At 71.3% G+C, this 18788-nt stretch carries 19 protein-coding genes; 3 read left to right on the top strand and 16 right to left on the bottom strand.

Features of this window, described 5'->3' with window-relative positions:
• Positions 1 to 82 precede the first annotated feature (82 nt).
• The 5 genes from alr to glmS all read right to left on the bottom strand — a co-directional run bounded on the left by alr (position 83) and on the right by glmS (position 6338).
• Positions 83 to 1255: an alanine racemase gene (gene alr, locus ACH4S8_RS28145; RefSeq protein WP_398398802.1), complete on the bottom strand. Its 1173-nt coding sequence runs from the start codon at positions 1253 to 1255 to the stop codon at positions 83 to 85.
• Positions 1256 to 1345: 90 nt separating this feature from the next.
• On the bottom strand, positions 1346 to 2341 hold the full coding sequence (locus ACH4S8_RS28140; protein ID WP_398398800.1) for a L,D-transpeptidase: 996 nt from the start codon (positions 2339 to 2341) through the stop codon (positions 1346 to 1348).
• Between the two features lie 132 nt (positions 2342 to 2473).
• On the bottom strand, positions 2474 to 3904 hold the full coding sequence (locus tag ACH4S8_RS28135) for an NAD(P)H-hydrate dehydratase (RefSeq protein WP_398398798.1): 1431 nt from the start codon (positions 3902 to 3904) through the stop codon (positions 2474 to 2476).
• 146 nt (positions 3905 to 4050) lie between these two features.
• Positions 4051 to 4422, bottom strand: a complete 372-nt coding sequence (locus ACH4S8_RS28130) for a holo-ACP synthase (protein ID WP_339130954.1) — start codon at positions 4420 to 4422, stop codon at positions 4051 to 4053.
• 68 nt (positions 4423 to 4490) lie between these two features.
• Entirely contained in the window at positions 4491 to 6338 is a 1848-nt protein-coding gene (gene glmS / locus ACH4S8_RS28125; protein ID WP_398398796.1) for a glutamine--fructose-6-phosphate transaminase (isomerizing), read from the bottom strand.
• A 168-nt stretch (positions 6339 to 6506) separates the two neighbouring features.
• On the opposite strand from glmS, the gene coaA reads away from it, so the two are divergent.
• Both coaA and ACH4S8_RS28115 read left to right on the top strand, forming a co-directional pair.
• Positions 6507 to 7496 carry a type I pantothenate kinase gene (gene coaA, locus ACH4S8_RS28120; RefSeq protein WP_398398794.1) on the top strand — a complete coding sequence of 330 codons (990 nt, stop codon included), beginning with the start codon at positions 6507 to 6509 and terminating at the stop codon, positions 7494 to 7496.
• A gap of 42 nt (positions 7497 to 7538) precedes the next feature.
• Positions 7539 to 8492: a DUF389 domain-containing protein gene (locus ACH4S8_RS28115; protein WP_398398792.1), complete on the top strand. Its 954-nt coding sequence runs from the start codon at positions 7539 to 7541 to the stop codon at positions 8490 to 8492.
• 85 nt (positions 8493 to 8577) lie between these two features.
• Here the strand turns inward: ACH4S8_RS28115 and glmM are convergent, their stop codons facing one another.
• The 3 genes from glmM to rplM form a co-directional block, all read right to left on the bottom strand.
• Complete coding sequence (gene glmM, locus ACH4S8_RS28110) at positions 8578 to 9936, bottom strand: phosphoglucosamine mutase (RefSeq protein ID WP_398398790.1); 1359 nt, start codon at positions 9934 to 9936, stop codon at positions 8578 to 8580.
• 195 nt (positions 9937 to 10131) lie between these two features.
• Positions 10132 to 10659 carry a 30S ribosomal protein S9 gene (rpsI, locus tag ACH4S8_RS28105; RefSeq protein ID WP_398398788.1) on the bottom strand — a complete coding sequence of 176 codons (528 nt, stop codon included), beginning with the start codon at positions 10657 to 10659 and terminating at the stop codon, positions 10132 to 10134.
• A 42-nt stretch (positions 10660 to 10701) separates the two neighbouring features.
• Positions 10702 to 11145, bottom strand: coding sequence for a 50S ribosomal protein L13 (gene rplM / locus ACH4S8_RS28100; protein ID WP_037626954.1), 444 nt, complete (start codon positions 11143 to 11145; stop codon positions 10702 to 10704).
• Positions 11146 to 12121: 976 nt separating this feature from the next.
• On the opposite strand from rplM, the gene ACH4S8_RS28095 reads away from it, so the two are divergent.
• Positions 12122 to 13009, top strand: a complete 888-nt coding sequence (locus tag ACH4S8_RS28095; protein ID WP_398398785.1) for a hypothetical protein — start codon at positions 12122 to 12124, stop codon at positions 13007 to 13009.
• 211 nt (positions 13010 to 13220) lie between these two features.
• Here ACH4S8_RS28095 and truA read toward each other — a convergent pair whose 3' ends face one another.
• The 8 genes from truA to map all read right to left on the bottom strand — a co-directional run bounded on the left by truA (position 13221) and on the right by map (position 18610).
• The gene (gene truA / locus ACH4S8_RS28090; protein ID WP_398398783.1) at positions 13221 to 14087 is read right to left on the bottom strand and encodes a tRNA pseudouridine(38-40) synthase TruA; all 867 of its coding nucleotides are present in this window, start codon (positions 14085 to 14087) and stop codon (positions 13221 to 13223) included.
• Between the two features lie 91 nt (positions 14088 to 14178).
• Entirely contained in the window at positions 14179 to 14676 is a 498-nt protein-coding gene (gene rplQ, locus ACH4S8_RS28085; RefSeq protein WP_356755684.1) for a 50S ribosomal protein L17, read from the bottom strand.
• A 127-nt stretch (positions 14677 to 14803) separates the two neighbouring features.
• Positions 14804 to 15826: a DNA-directed RNA polymerase subunit alpha gene (locus ACH4S8_RS28080; protein WP_003966937.1), complete on the bottom strand. Its 1023-nt coding sequence runs from the start codon at positions 15824 to 15826 to the stop codon at positions 14804 to 14806.
• A 178-nt stretch (positions 15827 to 16004) separates the two neighbouring features.
• Positions 16005 to 16409 (bottom strand): 30S ribosomal protein S11, encoded by a 405-nt coding sequence (rpsK, locus tag ACH4S8_RS28075; RefSeq protein WP_003956432.1) that lies wholly within the window; start codon positions 16407 to 16409, stop codon positions 16005 to 16007.
• Positions 16410 to 16478: 69 nt separating this feature from the next.
• The gene (gene rpsM / locus ACH4S8_RS28070; protein ID WP_060901485.1) at positions 16479 to 16859 is read right to left on the bottom strand and encodes a 30S ribosomal protein S13; all 381 of its coding nucleotides are present in this window, start codon (positions 16857 to 16859) and stop codon (positions 16479 to 16481) included.
• Between the two features lie 217 nt (positions 16860 to 17076).
• Entirely contained in the window at positions 17077 to 17190 is a 114-nt protein-coding gene (rpmJ, locus tag ACH4S8_RS28065) for a 50S ribosomal protein L36 (protein ID WP_003998809.1), read from the bottom strand.
• Between the two features lie 68 nt (positions 17191 to 17258).
• Positions 17259 to 17480 (bottom strand): translation initiation factor IF-1, encoded by a 222-nt coding sequence (gene infA / locus ACH4S8_RS28060; RefSeq protein ID WP_003948620.1) that lies wholly within the window; start codon positions 17478 to 17480, stop codon positions 17259 to 17261.
• Between the two features lie 290 nt (positions 17481 to 17770).
• Positions 17771 to 18610, bottom strand: a complete 840-nt coding sequence (map, locus tag ACH4S8_RS28055) for a type I methionyl aminopeptidase (RefSeq protein ID WP_398398780.1) — start codon at positions 18608 to 18610, stop codon at positions 17771 to 17773.
• Positions 18611 to 18788 lie beyond the last annotated feature (178 nt).

Genomic DNA, 18788 nt, shown 5'->3' with positions numbered 1-18788 from the left:
CGTCGACGCGGCTCCCGCCCGCCGTGTGCCGCCCGCCGCTCTTCACTCGCCGGGCCCCGCGCGCCTGTTCGGCCAAGGGGTGTTACCCGCCTTGTTCCTCTTTCACTTTCACGTAGACGCGTGGAACGCGGGTTCCGATGCGTGTCACGATCTCGTAAGCGATCGTGCCCGCCGCGCGCGCCCAGTCCTCGGCGGTGGGCTCACCGTCGTCGCCGGGCCCGAAGAGGACCGCGCGGGCGCCGGGCTCCGGCTCGTCCCCGCCGAGGTCGACGACGAACTGGTCCATGGCGACCCGGCCCGCGACGGTACGCCACTTGCCGCCGACCAGGACGGGTCCGGTGCCCGAGGCGTGCCGCGGGACACCGTCCGCGTAGCCGACGGGGACGAGGCCGAGGGTGGTCTCGCCCGGGGTGACGTAGTGGTGGCCGTAGCTCACGCCGTGGCCGGCCGGTACGTGCTTGACCAGCGCGAGCGACGCGCTCAGCGTCATCACCGGGCGCAGCCCGAAGTCGGCGGGGGTGCCGAGCTCGGGGCTCGGCGAGATCCCGTAGACCGCGATCCCGGTCCGTACGAGATCGAAGTGGCTCTCGGGGAGGGTCAGGGTCGCGGGCGAGTTGGCGATGTGCCGCACCTCGGGGCGGACGCCCTGTTCCTCGGCGTACGCGACCATCTCGCGGAAGAGCGCGAGCTGGGCCTGGATCGAGGGGTGGCCCGGCTCGTCGGCGCAGGCGAAGTGGGACCAGAGGCCGGTGACGGTGATCAGTCCGCGTGCCTCGGCGGCCAGGGCCTCGGCGACGAGCTCCGGCCAGTCGGCGGGCTGGCAGCCGGCGCGCCCGAGGCCGGTGTCGGCCTTGAGCTGCACCCTGGCCCGCGTCCCGACGGCCTCGGCGGCCGCCACGGCCTCCCTGAGCGCCCACATCCCGCTGACCGAGACGTCGATGTCGGCCTCGATCGCCTCGGCCCAGGGGCCGCCCGGGGTCCACAGCCAGCACATGACCCGGCCCGGCAGACCGGCCGCCCGCAGGGCGAGCGCCTCCTCCGGGGTGGCCGTGCCGAGCCAGGTGGCGCCCGCCTCGCGCGCGGCGCGGGCGCACTGGACCGCGCCGTGGCCGTACGCGTCGGACTTGACCACGGCCATCAGGGCCGCGGTCGGCGCGTGGGCACGCAGGGCCCGCACGTTGGCTCGCAGGGCGGCCAGATCGATCTCGGCGCGGGCGCGCAGGGGCGCGGTCCGCGGGTGTGCTGTCTCTGTCATCGCGCCCCAGTCTCTCAGAGGCGCGCGGCGGCCCTCCGGCACCGGTCCCGGGACGGGTCCGGTGACCGGCCCGGGCGTGCGTCCCGGCCCCTAACGGCGGGGGCGGGGCCTTCGTCCCCACACGTAGACGCGGTCGCCCTTCCTGAGCACCTTCCAGAGCCCGCGGGCGTCGGCGAGCCGCAGATTCACGCAGCCCATCGAGCCGCCGACCGTACGGATGCTGCCGCGCACGGCGTGGAACGCCTGCCCGCCGCTGAAGAACTGGGCGTACGGCATCGGGCTGTCGTACAGGGTCGACCAGTGGTGGCGGTGCCTCCAGAAGATCTTGAACCAGCCGGTGCGGGTGGGGTGCCGGACCCCGCCGCTGCGCATCGGCACGGGGCCGAACAGGATCCGGCCCCGCTGCTGCACCCAGGTGCGCTGGTGGGCGAGGTCGACGCAGGCGACCCGGTAGGAGCGGGCCGGGCAGCCCCGGAGGGGACGGGCGCCCGGTGTGCCGCGCTCCGCGCGCTCCCGCGTACCGGCCCCGGTCGCCGCCCCGCCGGTCCCGCCGGTCCCGCCGGTCCCGCCGGCAGGCTCGGCGCCGTGCTTCTTCCGCAACGCGCGGACGGCCCGGCAGCCGGCCGCCGGCCGCTTCCCGTCCGCCTTCGGCCGCGACCACCGCCCGGCCTTCCACCGGTACGGCCTCCCCCGCCCGCCGCACCCGGCCGCAGCCCGCCCGCCCGCGACTCCGGCCCCACCGGACCCGGCCCCGCCCGGCCCGGACCGGTCCGGCTCGGGCCCGACCCGCCCGAAGCCGACCGGACCGGACCCGGCGGGCGTGTGCACGCCCTCGGGGACACCGGGCAGGCTGTGCCCCGTGGCGGGCATGCCCATGGCCGTCGAGACCGCCGGCAGTATCCGGCCGCCCGGGGTGTCACCCGGCCAGGCCCGACGGAGTCCTCCCGCCGCGCCGGGCCACGGTTCACCGGCACGCCCGGAGGTGGGCGGCAGCGGAGCGGACGCGGCCGCCACCGTTCCGACGGGTACGGCCGCCACCGCCGCCAGCAGCACCGCGATCCCCCGGCAAGCCCTTCGTCTGTTCATCACGCGAACAGACATACGCAACATCACACGTCCCCCGGCCGCGCCACACGCAACGGGTCCCCCGATCTGGGCAACGCCCCCGGCGCCCGTGGCCGGGGCGGCCCGGACCTCGGGTCGGGCGACCGGGCGCCGTCAGGCGAGGGTGTCCCGCCAGGCCTGCGGGACGGCCGCGGCCACGTCGTGGGCGCCTGCGGGGGCTCCGTCCGCGGCGAAGCGGCCGGCCAGACCGTGCAGGTACGCGGCCACGCTTCCCGCGTCGAGCGCGGAGAGCCCCGAGGCGAGCAGCGACCCCGCCAGCCCCGACAGCACGTCCCCGCTCCCCGCGGTGGCCAGCCATGCCGTCCCGGTGGCGTTCACCCGTACCGCGCCGCCCGTGGGATCGGCCACCAGGGTCGTCGCGCCCTTGAGGAGGACCGTCGCCCCGTACAGCCCCGCCAGCTCCCGTACGGCGGCCAGCCGGGCCTCCTCGACCGCCTCCCGGGCGACCCCCAGCAGCGCGGCGGCCTCCCCCGCGTGCGGGGTCAGCAGCGTCGGTGCGCTGCGGGCCCGCACGGTCCCCCGGTCGGCGAGCCGCAGCCCGTCCGCGTCCACCAGCACCGGCACGTCGGCGTCCAGGACCTCCGCGACGGCCGAGGCGTCGTCCCCGGCCCCGGGTCCCGCCACCCAGGCCTGCACCCGGCCCGCCTTCGACGGCCCGTCACCGGACACCAGCGTCTCGGGGAAGCGCGCGATGACGGCGTCCGCGGCGGGCCCGACGTACCGCACCGCGCCCGCACCGCCGCGCAGCGCCCCGGCCACGGCGAGCACGGCCGCCCCCGGGTAGCGGGCGGACCCGGCGGCGATCCCGACGACACCGCGCCGGTACTTGTCGCTCTCCGCGCCGGGAAACGGCAGCCGGGCCGCGACATCGGCGTGCTGGAGCGCCTCCAGACCGGCCGGGTCCGGCAGGTCGAGCCCGATGTCGACGAGGCGTACGGAACCGGCGTACCCGCGCGCCGGGTCGATGAGCAGCCCCGGCTTGTGGGTGCCGAAGGTGACGGTGAGGTCGGCACGGACGGCGGCGCCGAGCACCTCCCCGGTGTCCGCCTCGACCCCGCTCGGGAGGTCGACGGCGACGACGGCGGCACGGGACGCGTGCGCGAGGCTGGCGAGTCGCGCCGCCTCGGGCCGCAGCCCGCCCTTGCCGCCGATCCCGACGATGCCGTCGACCACGAGGTCGGCCCGACCGAGGAGCGGTTCGGCGGCGGCGGGCACGGTCGAGGTGCCTCCGGCGCGCAGCAGTGCCGCCAGTCCCCCCGGGTGGGTCCTCTCGGGAGCGAGCAGCACCGCGGTGACACCGGCCCCGCGCCGGGCGAGGCGCGCCCCGGCGTACAGGGCGTCGCCGCCGTTGTCCCCGCTGCCCACCAGCAGCACCACCCGGCGGCCGTACACCCGGCCCAGCAGATCCGCGCAGGCGGCGGCGAGCCCGGCGGCCGCCCGCTGCATCAACGCCCCTTCGGGGAGCCGTGCCATCAGCTCCCGCTCGGCGGCCCTCACGGTCTCCACGCTGTACGCAGTACGCATGACGCCGAGTCTCCCGCACCGGCCCGCACCGTGCGCGCTCCCTGCACCGGGCGGACCCGGACCCGGCCCGGAACCCCCGCATCGCACGAGCCCGCGAACCCGGCCCAGGAGCCCGCATCACGCGGCCGAAGAGGACGACGGCCCGACTAGCCCTCCGCCACCACCACCGCCGAGGCCACCCCGGCGTCGTGACTGAGCGACACGTGCCAGGAGGACACGCCCAGTTCGGCCGCGCGGGCCGCCACCGTGCCCTTCACGCGCAGCCGCGGCCGGCCGCTGTCCTCCACGTAGACCTCGGCGTCCGTCCAGTACAGCCCCGCCGGGGCGCCCAGCGCCTTGGCGAGCGCCTCCTTCGCCGCGAAGCGGGCCGCGAGCGAGGCGATGCCCCGGCGTTCACCGCTGGGCAGCAGCAACTCGCTCTCCACGAAAAGACGTTCGGCCAGTCCGGGCGTCCGCTCCAGCGACGCCCGGAACCGGTCGATCTCGGCCACGTCGATACCGACCCCGATGATGCTCATGTCCGCACCCTAGAGGGTCCGCACCCCGGAGGGCGGGGCCGCTCCGAGGCCTCGCACGGCCGCGCCGCTCACTCCACCGTCACCGACTTCGCCAGGTTGCGCGGCTGGTCCACCTCGTTGCCCCGAGCCGTCGCGAGTTCGCAGGCGAACACCTGGAGCGGGACCGTCGACACCAGCGGCTGGAGCAGCGTCGGCGTGGCCGGGATGCGGATGAGGTGGTCGGCGTACGGGACGACCGCCTCGTCGCCCTCCTCCGCGATGACGATCGTGCGGGCGCCCCGGGCCCGGATCTCCTGGATGTTGGAGACGATCTTGTCGTGCAGGACCGAGCGCCCGCGCGGCGACGGGGCCACGACCACGACCGGCATGTCGTCCTCGATCAGCGCGATCGGGCCGTGCTTCAGCTCTCCCGCCGCGAAGCCCTCGGCGTGCATGTACGCCAGCTCCTTGAGCTTGAGCGCGCCTTCCAGGGCGACCGGGTAGCCGACGTGCCGCCCGAGGAACAGCACGGTGTTCTTGTCCGCGAGGGAGCGCGCGAGCTCCCGTACGGGCTCCATGGTCTCCAGGACCCGCTCGACCTCGCGGGAGATGCGGGACAGCTCCCGGATGACGGCCTGGATCTCGTCGCCCCACTTGGTGCCGCGCACCTGGCCCAGGTACAGCGCCACCAGGTAGCAGGCCACGAGCTGGGTGAGGAACGCCTTGGTGGAGGCGACGGCGACCTCGGGTCCCGCGTGCGTGTACAGCACCGCGTCGGACTCGCGCGGGATCGTCGAGCCGTTGGTGTTGCAGATCGCCAGCACCCGGGCGCCCTGCTCGCGGGCGTGCCGCAGCGCCATCAGCGTGTCCATGGTCTCGCCGGACTGGGAGATGGCGATGACGAGCGTCTGCCGGTCCAGGATCGGGTCCCGGTAGCGGAACTCGCTGGCCAGCTCCACCTCGCACGGGATGCGCGTCCAGTGCTCGATGGCGTACTTGGCGATCAGCCCGGCGTGGAAGGCGGTCCCGCAGGCGACGATGACGACCTTGTCGGCCTCGCGCAGCGCCCGCACCGGGATGCGCACCTCGTCGAGGGTCAGCGAACCGGCCGCGTCGATCCGTCCCAGCAGGGTGTCGGCGACCGCCTTGGGCTGCTCGGCGATCTCCTTGAGCATGAAGTAGTCGTAGCCGCCCTTCTCCGCCGCCGACGCGTCCCAGTCGACGTGGTACGAGCGGACCTCGGCGGGGCTGCCGTCGAACCCGGTGACCCGCACGCCGTCGCGGCGCAGTTCGACCACCTGGTCCTGTCCCAGTTCGATCGCGGAGCGGGTGTGGGCGATGAACGCGGCGACGTCCGAGGCGAGGAAGGCCTCGCCGTCCCCGACCCCGACCACCAGCGGCGAGTTGCGGCGCGCGCCGACGACCACGTCCGGCTCGTCGGCGTCCACCGCGACCAGGGTGAACGCGCCCTCCAGGCGCCGGCACACCAGCCGCATGGCCTCGGCCAGGTCCGCGCACGAGGAGTACTCCTCGGCGAGCAGATGGGCGACCACCTCGGTGTCCGTCTCGGAGGCCAGGTCGTGCCCCCGCTCGGCCAGTTCGGCGCGCAGCAGGGCGAAGTTCTCGATGATGCCGTTGTGGACGACGGCGACCCGGCCCGCGTTGTCGAGGTGGGGATGGGCGTTGGCGTCCGTGGGGCCTCCGTGGGTGGCCCAGCGGGTGTGCCCGATCCCCGTCGTCCCGGCCGGCAGCGGCCGGCCGCTCAGCTCCTTCTCCAGGTTGACCAGTTTCCCGGCCTTCTTCGCGACGGCGAGCCCCCCGTCCGCCAGGACGGCGACGCCCGCCGAGTCGTATCCCCGGTACTCGAGTCGCTTCAGTCCGGCCATCACCACGTCGAGCGCCGACTGCGACCCCACATAACCCACGATTCCGCACATGGCGGCAGCGTACGGTCCGCCGCCGTCCCGAATCAGGCTCACCGTGCCCGATATCGGAAATTCCGGCGTCCTTCCGGAGGCGTCCGCGCGCTCCCGGGACCGCTCGGGTGTCACCCGGCGTGACGGACCCCACCCTCCATCTCGTCCATACTCCCGTAACAATGGACTGTGATCTCTCCGGTCTCCTCGTCGCCGCGGAGCGCCCACCGGTCCAAGCCGGAGGCGACTCCCTACGTCGACCTCACCCGTGCCGAGTGGAGCGCGCTGCGTGAAAAGACGCCGCTCCCGCTGAACGCCGCGGAGGTCGAGAAGCTGCGCGGTCTGGGCGATGTCATCGACCTCGACGAGGTGCGGGACATCTATCTGCCGCTGTCACGGCTGCTGAACCTGTACATCGGTGCCACGGACGGGCTCAGAGGCGCGCTGAACACCTTCCTCGGCGAGACGGGATCGCAGTCCGGCACCCCGTTCGTCATAGGCGTCGCCGGTTCCGTGGCCGTCGGCAAGTCCACCGTGGCCCGACTGCTCCAGGCGCTGCTCTCCCGCTGGCCCGAGCACCCCCGCGTCGAACTGGTCACCACGGACGGCTTCCTGCTCCCCACCAAGGACCTGGAGGCGCGCGGGCTGATGTCCCGCAAGGGCTTCCCCGAGTCGTACGACCGCCGGGCCCTGACCCGGTTCGTCGCCGACATCAAGGCGGGCAAGGACGAGGTGACGGCGCCCGTCTACTCGCACCTGATCTACGACATCGTGCCCGGCGAGCGGCTCACCGTGCGCCGCCCCGACATCCTCATCGTCGAGGGCCTGAACGTGCTGCAGCCCGCGCTGCCCGGCAAGGACGGCCGCACCCGGGTCGGCCTCGCGGACTACTTCGACTTCAGCGTGTACGTCGACGCCCGCCCCGAGGACATCGAGCGCTGGTACCTGAACCGCTTCCGCAAGCTGCGCGCGACGGCCTTCCAGAAGCCCGACTCGTACTTCCGCAAGTACACCCAGGTCTCCGAGGAGGAGGCCCTCGACTACGCCCGGACGACCTGGCGCACCATCAACAAACCGAACCTGCTGGAGAACGTGGCTCCCACCCGCGGCCGGGCGACCCTCGTCGTACGCAAGGGCCCGGACCACAAGGTCCAGCGCCTGAGCCTGCGCAAGCTGTAGTCCGGCGGACGCCGCCTCGTACGTGACGGCTACCCTGCGGCCATGCTGCACCTGCGCCTGATCACTCCCGCCGACCGGACCGACGACGTCGTACGTCTGATCGAGAAAACGGTCGGCACCACGCACCTCGTCGTCCTTCCCGGCGCCGCCCGCAACCCGGCGGGCGACGTCGTCATGTGCGACGTCGCCCGCGAGGCGGGGGACGAACTCATCCGCGGCCTGCGCGAGAGGGGCATCGACCGCACGGGCTCGATCGCGGTCGAGGACATCGACCTGTCCCTGTCGAGGCGGGCCGACAAGGCCGAGGAGGAAGCCCCGGGCGAGGGCGTCGACGCGGTGCTGTGGGAGCACCTGGAGGAGGCCACGCACGAGGAGTCGACGCTGTCGGTCACCTACGTCGCGTTCATCACGATCGCCACGATGATCGCGGCCTGCGGCGTGGTGCTCGACAACGCGGTGCTGATCGTCGGCGCCATGGCCGTGGGACCGGAGTTCGGCCCGCTCGCCGGTCTGTGCACGGCGATCGTGCAACGTGGCGGACGCCTCGCCCTGCGTTCCCTGACGGCGCTGCTGGCGGGCTTCGCGATCGCCATGGCGGTGACGGTGCTCTTCAGCCTGTTCATGGACGCCGTGGGCCTGTTCAGCGAGGCGCAGCTGGAGGGGCCGCGCCCCAACACCGGCTTCGTCTACGCCCCGGACTGGTTCTCCTTCGTCGTCGCGGTGCTCGCGGGCGCCGCCGGCATGCTGTCGCTGACCTCGGCGAAGTCCGGCGCCCTGGTCGGCGTCGCGATCTCCGTGACGACGGTCCCGGCCGCCGCGAACGCCGCTGTGGCGCTGAGCTACGGCGACATGGGCCAGACCTGGGGCTCCACCAAGCAGCTGCTGTTCAACCTGCTCGGCATCGTGGTCGCCGGCACGCTCACGCTGATGGCCCAGAAGTGGCTCTGGGCGGTGCAGCGCGGGCGCCGGACCGTGGCACCGGACCCGGCACGGTGAGGAAACGCCCCGCGCGCGTGCGCGAACGCGCGAAGCCGTGAGGCCCGGCCCCCGTGGGGGCCGGGCCTCACGGCTTCGCGGGGGGCTAGCCGAGTGCCGACTTCACGGCGTCGGCGAGGCGGGCGGCCACCGACCGGGCGTGGTCGATGTCGGCGGCCTCGACCATGACACGGACCAGCGGCTCGGTGCCGGAGGGACGCAGCAGCACCCGTCCGGTGGTGCCGAGCTCCTGCTCCGCGTCGGCCACCGCGGCGGCCAGTTCGGCGGAGGTGTTCACCCGCGTCCTGTCGACGTCGGGGACGTTGACGAGGACCTGCGGCAGCCGCTCCATGACCGAGGCGAGGTCCTGGAGCGTACGGCCGGTCTGGGCGACCCGGGCGGCCAGCAGCAGGCCGGTGAGCGTGCCGTCGCCGGTGGTGGCGTGGTCGAGGACGATGACGTGGCCGGACTGCTCGCCGCCGAGCGCGTAGCCGTGCCGCTTCATCTCCTCCAGGACGTAGCGGTCGCCGACCCCCGTCTGGACGAAGGCGACGCCCTCGCGCTCCATGGCGAGCTTGAAGCCCAGGTTGGACATGACCGTCGCGACAACGGTGTCGGAGCGCAGTACGGAACGCTCCCGCATCGCCAGCGCGAGAACGGCCAGGATCTGGTCGCCGTCGATCTCCTCGCCCGTGTGGTCCACGGCCAGGCAGCGGTCGGCGTCGCCGTCGTGCGCGATGCCGAGGTCGGCGCCGTGCTCGACGACGGCGGCCTTGAGGAGGTCCAGGTGGGTGGAGCCGCAGCCGTCGTTGATGTTGAGCCCGTCGGGCTCCGCGCCGATGGTGACGATCTCGGCACCGGCCCGCGCGAAGGCCTCGGGGGACACCCGGGCGGCGGCGCCGTGCGCCTCGTCGAGGACGACCTTCAGACCGTCGAGGCGGTTCGGGAGAACACCGATGAGGTGGGCGACGTACTGGTCGAAGCCCTGGTCGTAGGTGTTCACCCGGCCGACGCCCGAGCCGGTGGGGCGGTCCCAGGGAGCACCGGTGCGGTGCTCCTCGTAGACGCCCTCGATCCGGTCCTCCAGCTCGTCGGCGAGCTTGTGCCCGCCGCGCGCGAAGAACTTGATGCCGTTGTCGGGCATGGCGTTGTGGCTCGCGGAGAGCATCACGCCGAGGTCGGCGCCGAGCGCCCCGGTGAGATACGCCACCGCCGGGGTGGGCAGCACACCGACCCGCAGGACGTCCACACCGGCGCTGGCGAGGCCGGCGACCACGGCGGCCTCCAGGAACTCCCCGGACGCGCGCGGATCCCGTCCGACCACCGCTACCGGCCGGTGGCCTTCGAACGTGCCCGCCTCGGCGAGCACGTGCGCCGCCGCCACGGAGAGCCCGAGCGCGAGCTCAGCCGTCAGATCCGCGTTGGCGACACCGCGGACGCCGTCCGTGCCGAAGAGTCGTCCCACTTGTCCTCCTGAGAAAGCTGCAGAGTATGGAAATCCCCCGAAGGATACGGAAGTCATCCGATCACATGAGCCTTTGAGCACCTTGTGCCGTTATACGCCCAACCACTGTGATAAACGAACGCCCCGGCAGCACGGTGAGTGCCGCCGGGGCGTTCGGGGCTACGCGTTGTTACGCGCAGAAGCAAGCAGCGAAGATTAACGCTTGCTGTACTGCGGGGCCTTGCGGGCCTTCTTGAGACCGGCCTTCTTGCGCTCGACCGCACGGTCGTCGCGCTTGAGGAAGCCGGCCTTCTTGAGGGCGCCGCGGTTGTTGTCCACGTCGGCCTCGTTCAGCGCACGGGCCACGCCGAGGCGCAGGGCACCGGCCTGACCGGAGACACCGCCACCCGCGATGCGGGCGATGACGTCGTAGCGGTTGTCGAGCTCGAGCACCTTGAAGGGCTCGTTGACTTCCTGCTGGTGCACCTTGTTGGGGAAGTAGTCCTCAAGGGTGCGGCCGTTGATCTTCCACTTGCCGGTGCCCGGAACGATCCGGACGCGGGCGATGGCGTTCTTGCGACGGCCCAGGCCGGCGGCCGGCTGCGGGTCGCCGAAGCGGCCCGCGAGCGACTCCGAGGTGTACTCGCCCTCGAGGGGGACCTCGGACTCGCTGGTGTAGCTCTCGATGTCGACAAGCTCGGTCTCAGTCTCTTCGACCGGCTGCTCAACGGTGGTCTCGGCCACGATTCTCCTCAGATTCTTTTTCGTCTTAGGGGGTGGCCGGAACTACTGCGCGACCTGGGTGATCTCGAACGGGACCGGCTGCTGCGCAGCGTGCGGGTGGTTCTCGCCCGCGTAGACCTTCAGCTTCGAGAGCACCTGACGGCCCAGGGTGTTCTTGGGAACCATGCCCCGGATGGCCTTCTCGACGGCCTTCTCGGGGTTCTTCGCCAGCAGCTCGTCGTAACGGACGGAGCGCAGACCACCCGGGTAACCGGAGTGGCGGTACGCCAGCTTCTGGGTCTTCTTGTTGCCGGAGAGGTGCACCTTGTCCGCGTTGATGATGATGACGAAGTCACCAGCGTCGACGTGGGGGGCGTAGATCGGCTTGTGCTTGCCCCGCAGGATGTTCGCAGCAGTGGTCGCCAGACGACCCAGGACGACATCCTGGGCGTCGATGACGTACCACTGGCGAGTGATGTCGCCGGGCTTGGGGCTGTACGTACGCACGGTCGTAGCCTTCGCTTCTTCAGTGAGTGGGTCCTGACATGGCCACCACGGACGATCACGACAGCCCTGACCGCACTGCGGTGACGCATACCGCGTGCTGGTCGCTGGTCATCGGCCCCGGTGGACCGGTGTAAGGGCCCCTCACGTGAGAATGAGCAAGCCAATACACATAACGAACTGCAAGCTTACCCGCGGTGGCCCGCAAGGGTCAAAACGCGAGCGCTCACACCCTCGTGGCCCGTCGTCCCCGTCGCTGGGCGACGAAGCGGTCCGGGCCGGCGAGCGGCAGGTGCCGGCGACGCCGGAGCGCCACCGATGCAGTCATCACACACAGGGTAAAGCAGTCCCGGAAAGAACGCCGGGTCACCGCTCCCGGCCGGGGCCGGTCCTCGCCGGCCACCTGCGGCACCGGCGACGGCCGGAACCAGGGCCCACGGGCCCGCCGAACCGGGACACCGCAGCCCGCGAGCAGCAGCGGCACCACGACGAGCGGACCGTGGCCGCACGACGGCCGGGACACCGGGAACGGCGGCGTCCTGTGACGAACGCCGCAGGATCGGGCAGCAGCAGCGCCGCCCCGCCGGGACGCCAGGGCCGGCACCAGGACCACCGCGGCGGCGGTCACGGTCCCGCCGCCGAGCGGGACCGGGTGCCCGAAGCCCGGCAGAGACCCGGCAGGAACCCGGCGGGAGCCCGGCGGGTCCAGGCACCCCGAGACGGCTGTGCCAGGGACACCGTGGACCCGCGGCGCGCAGGTCCGGCGCGCCGCCGGCGGAGCGGTCGCCGCCGGCGGGAGCAGTACCCGCAGCTCGGGCGCTCGGCACGGTGAACGAGGCCGCCCGCGCGTGCCGGGAGACCCTACGCACCAACCACCCTGAGATGTCACTTTTGCCCTTGCGCATTCAGATCACGCTAGGGGCTCAAGTGCCCGGTGGACCTGACCGGCACCCCCCAACCCCCGTCTAAGATGCGGCGCATGAGTTATGGGCAGGGTGGGCAGGGGCAGCCCCCGTGGGACCCCTGGAAGCCGGGGTCTCAGCAAACGCCTCAGTGGAACAACCAGCGTTCCACAGGGAATCCCGACTGGGCCGCCATGGCGGAGGCTTCCGAAACGCGCAACAAGCGCCGCAAAGTGCTGTTCATCGTGGGCGGGGCCGTGGCCACCGTCGCCGTCGGCGCTGCCGTGGCCATGGCCATCACCGGCGCGAACGGGAGCAACGAGGCCGGAAACCAGCCGTCCGGACTGCCCGCCAGCGCGGACCTCCCCGGCGCCACGACACCGGCGCCGTCCTTCGAGCCGACCTCGGCTCCGCCGCCGCTGGATCCGAAGCAGTTCATAGCCAGCGCGCAGAAGGACACCGCGCCGCTGAGCCCGGACATCCTCTTCCCCGGCACGCAGCTCACCATGGGCAACCGCGTGTACCGCAAGGGTCCGACGGCGGACACGAAGAACTGCGCCTCGGCCGTGAAGGGCACGCTGCCGCCGGTCCTGAAGAAGGACGGCTGCACCCGCTTCATGCGGGTCACCTACGTCAAGGACGGGGTGGCGGTGACGGTCGGCGTCGCGGTCTTCGACACCGAGGCCGAGGCGAGCAAGGCCAAGGCCGACGCGGACAGCAAGAGCATCATCGCCTCGCTGCCCGGCAACGGCATCAAGGCGTTCTGCGACGCGGCCGTGTGCCGCTCGACGACCAACGCCTACGGCCGTTACGCCTACTTCACCCTCGCCGGTTTCACCAACGGCAAGGACGTGACGACGAAGGACAACGCCGTGTTCACGACCGGCGACGATCTCGCGGAGTTCGCGTTCCGTCAGATCAGCAGGCGGGGCCAGGCCCAGGCATCGGCCGCGGCCAACCAGTAGCGGTCCCGGGCGGCGGCCCTCGAACACCGGCCGCCGCCCGCTCCGCCCCTCCTCGGACAGCCCGTGCCCCCCGCGCACACGCCCGGCGGATCCCCCACCGGTACCCGCCCCTCGCGCCCGCCCGTCGAACCCCGACCGGCCGCCCGCTCCGCACAGTTGACGGGCCCTCGGGCGAGCGGGCTCCGCGCGGCCCCGCACCGGTGAGCAGGCGTCAGCAGGATGCGCACCCCGCCGCTCCCGGCAACGTCCGCTTGTTCCGGGCCTCCTTGTTCCGCGCGGCCAGCAACTCGTCGGCGGGGTAGCCGACTTCCTCGAGCGTCAGCCCGTGCGGCCGTACGACGTGAACGGCCGAGTCCCGTACCCCGGCGGCCAGCACCTTGCCCGGCCACTCGGGTCCGCGGTGCCCGTCCCCCACGAACAGCAGGGCCCCGATCAGCGACCGCACCATGTTGTGGCAGAAGGCGTCGGCCCGCACGGTGGCGGTGATGACGCCGTCCTCACCGCGCACCAGGCTCAGTTGCTGAAGGGTGCGGATGGTCGTCGCGCCCTCGCGCTTCTTGCAGTACGCGGCGAAGTCGTGCTCCCCCAGCAGCCGTTCGGCGGCCCGGTTCATGGCGTCCACGTCCAACGGCCAGTCGTGCCACAGGACATGACTGCGCAGCAGCGGGTCCACGCCGCCCGGTTCGTCGGTCACGCGATAGGCGTAGCGCCGCCAGATCGCCGAGAACCGCGCGTTGAAACCGGTCGGCGCCTCGGTGAGCGACCACACCCGCACGTCCTTGGGCAGCCTCCCGGCCAGCCGCTTCAGCAGCTTCTCCCGGTGCTCGGCCCACAGTTCCCCGGGCAGGTCGACATGGGCCACCTGGCCGCGCGCGTGCACCCCGGCGTCGGTCCGGCCGGCCACGGTCAGCTCGTACGTGGTGTCCTTCGTCCGCGTCACCGTCCGCAGCGCGTCCTCGATCTCGCCCTGCACGGTCCGGCGTCCGGCGGCCTGCCGCGCCCATCCGGAGAACTCGGTCCCGTCGTACGACAGATCCAACCGCACCCGGACGAACCCGGGCTCCGCTTCGTCACTCACACCTAGATCCTCTCAAGCCCGGGATCCTCCCGGGAACGCGAAAGCGGGCCCGCCCCCGAAGGGACGGACCCGCTCACAGCAAGGCAGTGCCTCAGGCGTCCTTCGACTCCTCGGCGGGAGCCTCGACGGCGTCCTCGACCTTGGTGTCCTCGACCTTGGCCGGGGCCTCGGTCTCCTTGGCGGCACGCTTGGTGGCGGCCTCGGCCTCACCGGTGGCCTGCTGGGCCACGGTCAGGGCCTCCACCAGCTCGATGACGGCCATGGGCGCGTTGTCGCCACGGCGGTTACCGATCTTGGTGATACGGGTGTAACCACCCGGGCGGTTCTCGTAGCGCGGGCCGATCTCGGTGAAGAGCGTGTGCACGATGCTCTTGTCCGTGATCACCGAGAGCACCTGACGGCGGTTGTGAAGGTCGCCCTTCTTCGCCTTGGTGACCAGACGCTCCGCGTAGGGACGCAGGCGACGGGCCTTGGCCTCGGTGGTGGTGATGCGGCCGTGCTCGAAGAGCGACTTCGCGAGGTTCGCGAGGAGCAGCTTCTCGTGCGCGGCGCTGCCGCCCAGACGGGCACCCTTGGCGGGCTTCGGCATTGTTTCTCCTAGGTGTCTGCCCCGGCCGTATCAGGTACCGGAGTCAGTGTCCGAGCGGGCGATTGCCCGTCGAAGATCCGGGGTCCCGAAGGACCCCGGAGGACGGAAGCCGTCCCAGTACTGGGGCTCAGTACTGCTCGGTCTCCACGAAACCCGCGTCCGCGTCGTCGTCGGCGCCGAAGGCGTCGGCAGCGGCGGTCGGGTCGAATCCGGGCGGGCTGTCCTTGAGGGCCAGGCCCATGCCGGCCAGCTTCGCCTTGACCTCGTCGATGGACTTCGCACCGAAGTTGCGGATGTCCAGGAGGTCGGCCTCGGAGCGGGCGACGAGCTCACCCACGGAGTGGATGCCCTCACGCTTGAGGCAGTTGTACGACCGAACGGTGAGCTCGAGCTCCTCGATCGGCAGGGCGAGATCAGCGGCGAGGGCGGCGTCCGTGGGGGACGGGCCCATGTCGATGCCCTCGGCGTCGATGTTGAGCTCACGGGCCAGACCGAACAGCTCGACCAGGGTCTTGCCGGCCGACGCCATGGCGTCACGGGGACGCATGGCCTGCTTGGTCTCGACGTCGACGATCAGCTTGTCGAAGTCGGTGCGCTGCTCGACACGGGTCGCCTCGACCTTGTACGTGACCTTCAGCACCGGCGAGTAGATCGAGTCGACCGGGATGCGCCCGATCTCCTGACCGACCTGCTTGTTCTGAACGGCGGAGACGTAGCCGCGACCGCGCTCGACGGTCAGCTCCATCTCCAGCTTGCCCTTGCCGTTGAGCGTGGCGAGGACGAGGTCGGGGTTGTGGACCTCGACACCGGCCGGGGGCGCGATGTCGGCGGCGGTGACCAGACCCGGGCCCTGCTTGCGCAGGTACATCACGACCGGCTCGTCGTGCTCCGAGGAGACGACCAGCTGCTTGATGTTGAGGATCAGGTCGGTGACGTCCTCCTTGACGCCCGGCACGGTGGTGAACTCGTGCAGGACACCGTCGATGCGGATGCTGGTGACAGCAGCGCCGGGGATCGACGAGAGGAGGGTGCGGCGCAGGGAGTTGCCGAGGGTGTAGCCGAAGCCCGGCTCCAGCGGCTCGATCACGAACCGGGAGCGGAATTCGTCGACGACCTCTTCGGTCAACGAGGGGCGCTGAGCGATCAGCATGTGGTGATCAGATCCTTCATTCGTGGACGCCCGCTATTTGACGCCCGACAAAACCAGGCCTCCGAAGAGGCCGGGTACAGCAAGGGTACGGGCGATACGGCCCTTTTACGGAGCCGTACCGCCCGAAAACCTCGAACCTGCACAGGGCCGCCGAGATCGACGACCGAGCAGCCGTGCGTCAGACGCGGCGGCGCTTCGGCGGACGGCAGCCGTTGTGCGGGGTGGGGGTGACGTCCTGGATCGAGCCGACCTCGAGGCCAGTGGCCTGGAGGGAGCGGATCGCGGTCTCGCGACCGGAGCCCGGGCCCTTCACGAAGACGTCAACCTTGCGCATGCCGTGCTCCTGCGCGCGGCGGGCGGCCGACTCGGCGGCCATCTGCGCGGCGAAGGGGGTGGACTTGCGCGAGCCCTTGAAGCCGACGTGGCCGGCGGAGGCCCAGGAGATCACGTTGCCCGAGGGGTCCGTGATCGAGACGATCGTGTTGTTGAACGTGCTCTTGATGTGAGCGTGCCCGTGAGCGACGTTCTTCTTTTCCTTGCGGCGCACCTTCTTGGCGGCGCCCTGACGACCCTTGGGGGGCATCTGTTTCTCCTACGGGGAGGTGGTCGGTCCTACAGCGAAGACCGCTGATGAAGCGTTGTCCGCTGAGGACTACTTCTTGCCCGGCTTCTTCTTACCGGCGATGGCGCGACGCGGGCCCTTGCGGGTACGAGCGTTCGTGCTGGTGCGCTGACCGTGAACGGGCAGGCCACGACGGTGGCGCAGACCCTGGTAGCAACCGATCTCCACCTTGCGGCGGATGTCGGCCTGAATCTCGCGACGGAGGTCACCCTCGGTCTTGATGTTGGCGTCCACGTACTCGCGGATCTTGACCAGCTCCTCCTCGGAGAGGTCACGAACGCGCGTGTTGGGGTTCACGCCAGTCTCGGCCAGCGTCTGCTGGGAAAGGGTCCGGCCGATGCCGAACACGTAGGTGAGGGCGACCTCCACACGCTTTTCGCGCGGGATGTCAACACCGGAAACGCGTGCCATTCAATGGCTCCAGTTGTCGTTCGGAGGTCTTCCGCAGAACCGGATCCCGCCCGCCGTCGTCCTCTGATCCAGGGATCTGGGAGTCGGTACGAACCGGGTCCCCGGCCTCCGACCGGGGGTGTCAGGCCTGATGAGACTCAGCCCTGGATCCTGCGTATGAACATGTACTGCTTGCGTCGCGCGAAGTATCTGCGGGTGCAGAAGGTGCGGTCGTGCGTCAGCCCTGGCGCTGCTTGTGGCGCGGGTTTTCGCAGATGACCATGACCCGACCGTGACGGCGGATCACCCTGCACTTGTCGCAGATCTTCTTGACGCTCGGCTTGACCTTCATTAGGTGAGGTTCTCCGGGTCAGTGCCACCCCCCGCATCCCGGAACCGGGACACGGAGCAAGGCAAGATCTACTTGTAGCGGTAGACGATCCGGCCGCGCGTCAGGTCGTACGGAGACAACTCCACCACGACCCGGTCGTCAGGGAGGATGCGGATGTAGTGCATGCGCATCTTGCCGCTGATGTGCGCCAGGACCTGGTGGCCGTTCTGGAGCTCCACCTTGAACATCGCGTTCGGAAGAGACTCAACGACAGTGCCCTCGATCTCGATGGCACCTTGCTTCTTGGCCACGCTTTGCCCTTCGAATCGACTACCTTGATCGACTTCGTGCGAGCGCATGCAGACATGCGGGTGCACGAGAGCCGACGAGTCAGTCTACGTCAGGGCTCCCGGAAAGACGAATTGGCCGCCGCCCTCCCCCGGCACTCATGACGATGCCCCGCCCTTCGGCGCGGTATGCGCGAGGGGCGGGGCGGGCCGATTGCGCGGCCGTCGAAGAATGGGGGGCCGACTAAATGCGGAGCGCAATATCGAACACAAGATCGATATTGCGCGATCTTGCGAACTCACATGCGGTTGATTCAGCCCGCGAGGGGGTCGGGGGCCGCCGTGACGCCGTACTCGGCGAGCTTCGCCCGGCCGCAGTCGGGAGCGGTGAGGACCAGCGGGCCCTCCGCCGTCAGCGCCACGGAGTGCTCCCAGTGCGAGGACCAGGTCCCGTCCGTGGTGACCACGGTCCAGTCGTCCTCCAGCACCTCGGTCCGCGGTGTGCCGAGCGACACCATCGGCTCGATCGCGAGGCACAGACCGGGAACGAGCTTGGGGCCCTTGCCCCGCTTGCGCTCGACGTAGTTCAGCAGGTGCGGGTCCATGTGCATCTCGGTGCCGATGCCGTGGCCGCCGTAGTCCTCGACGATGCCGTACTTGCCGCCGCCGGGCTTCGGCTGGCGGCGGATGTAGGTCTCGATGGCACGGGAGATGTCGACCAGGCGGCCTCCCGCCTTCATGGCCGCGATGCCCGCCCACATCGACTCCTCGGTCACCCGGGAGAGCTCGATCAGCTCCGGGGCGTGGCCGGAGCCCACGAACGCGGTGAACGCGGCGTCGCCGTGCCAGCCGTCCACGATCGCGCCGGCGTCGATGGAGATGATGTCGCCGTCCTTCAGGACGGTCTTGTCGTCCGGGATGCCGTGGACGACGACCTCGTTGGCCGAGGTGCAGATGGTCGCGGGGAATCCGCCGTACCCGAGGAAGTTCGACTTGGCGCCGTGCTCCTCCAGCACCTTGCGCGCGACCTCGTCCAGGTCCCGGGTGGTCGCGCCGGGTACCGCCGCCTCCCGCGTGGCCGCATGGATCGCTGCGACGACCAGCCCCGCCTCACGCATCTTGGCGATCTGCTCGGGGGTCTTGATCTGCACCATGGTGGCTGCGGCCTTTCTGGACCGGAACTACGGACTACTCCAACGATACGGGGGACTCGACCCACCCCGCCCGAGGTCGGACGACCCCGTGGCGCACAGGGCCTGCGCCCTGCCCGCCGCGCACGTCGGCCGCGGCACCCGGTGCGGGTGCCGCGGCCGATGCGACGTACCTCTCATG

The sequence above is a fragment of the Streptomyces sp. NPDC021080 genome (assembly GCF_044333225.1).
Classification (GTDB): Bacteria; Actinomycetota; Actinomycetes; order Streptomycetales; family Streptomycetaceae; genus Streptomyces.
The sequence above is the reverse complement of the archived record's forward strand: the minus strand, read 5'-3'. Positions and strand labels throughout refer to the sequence as shown.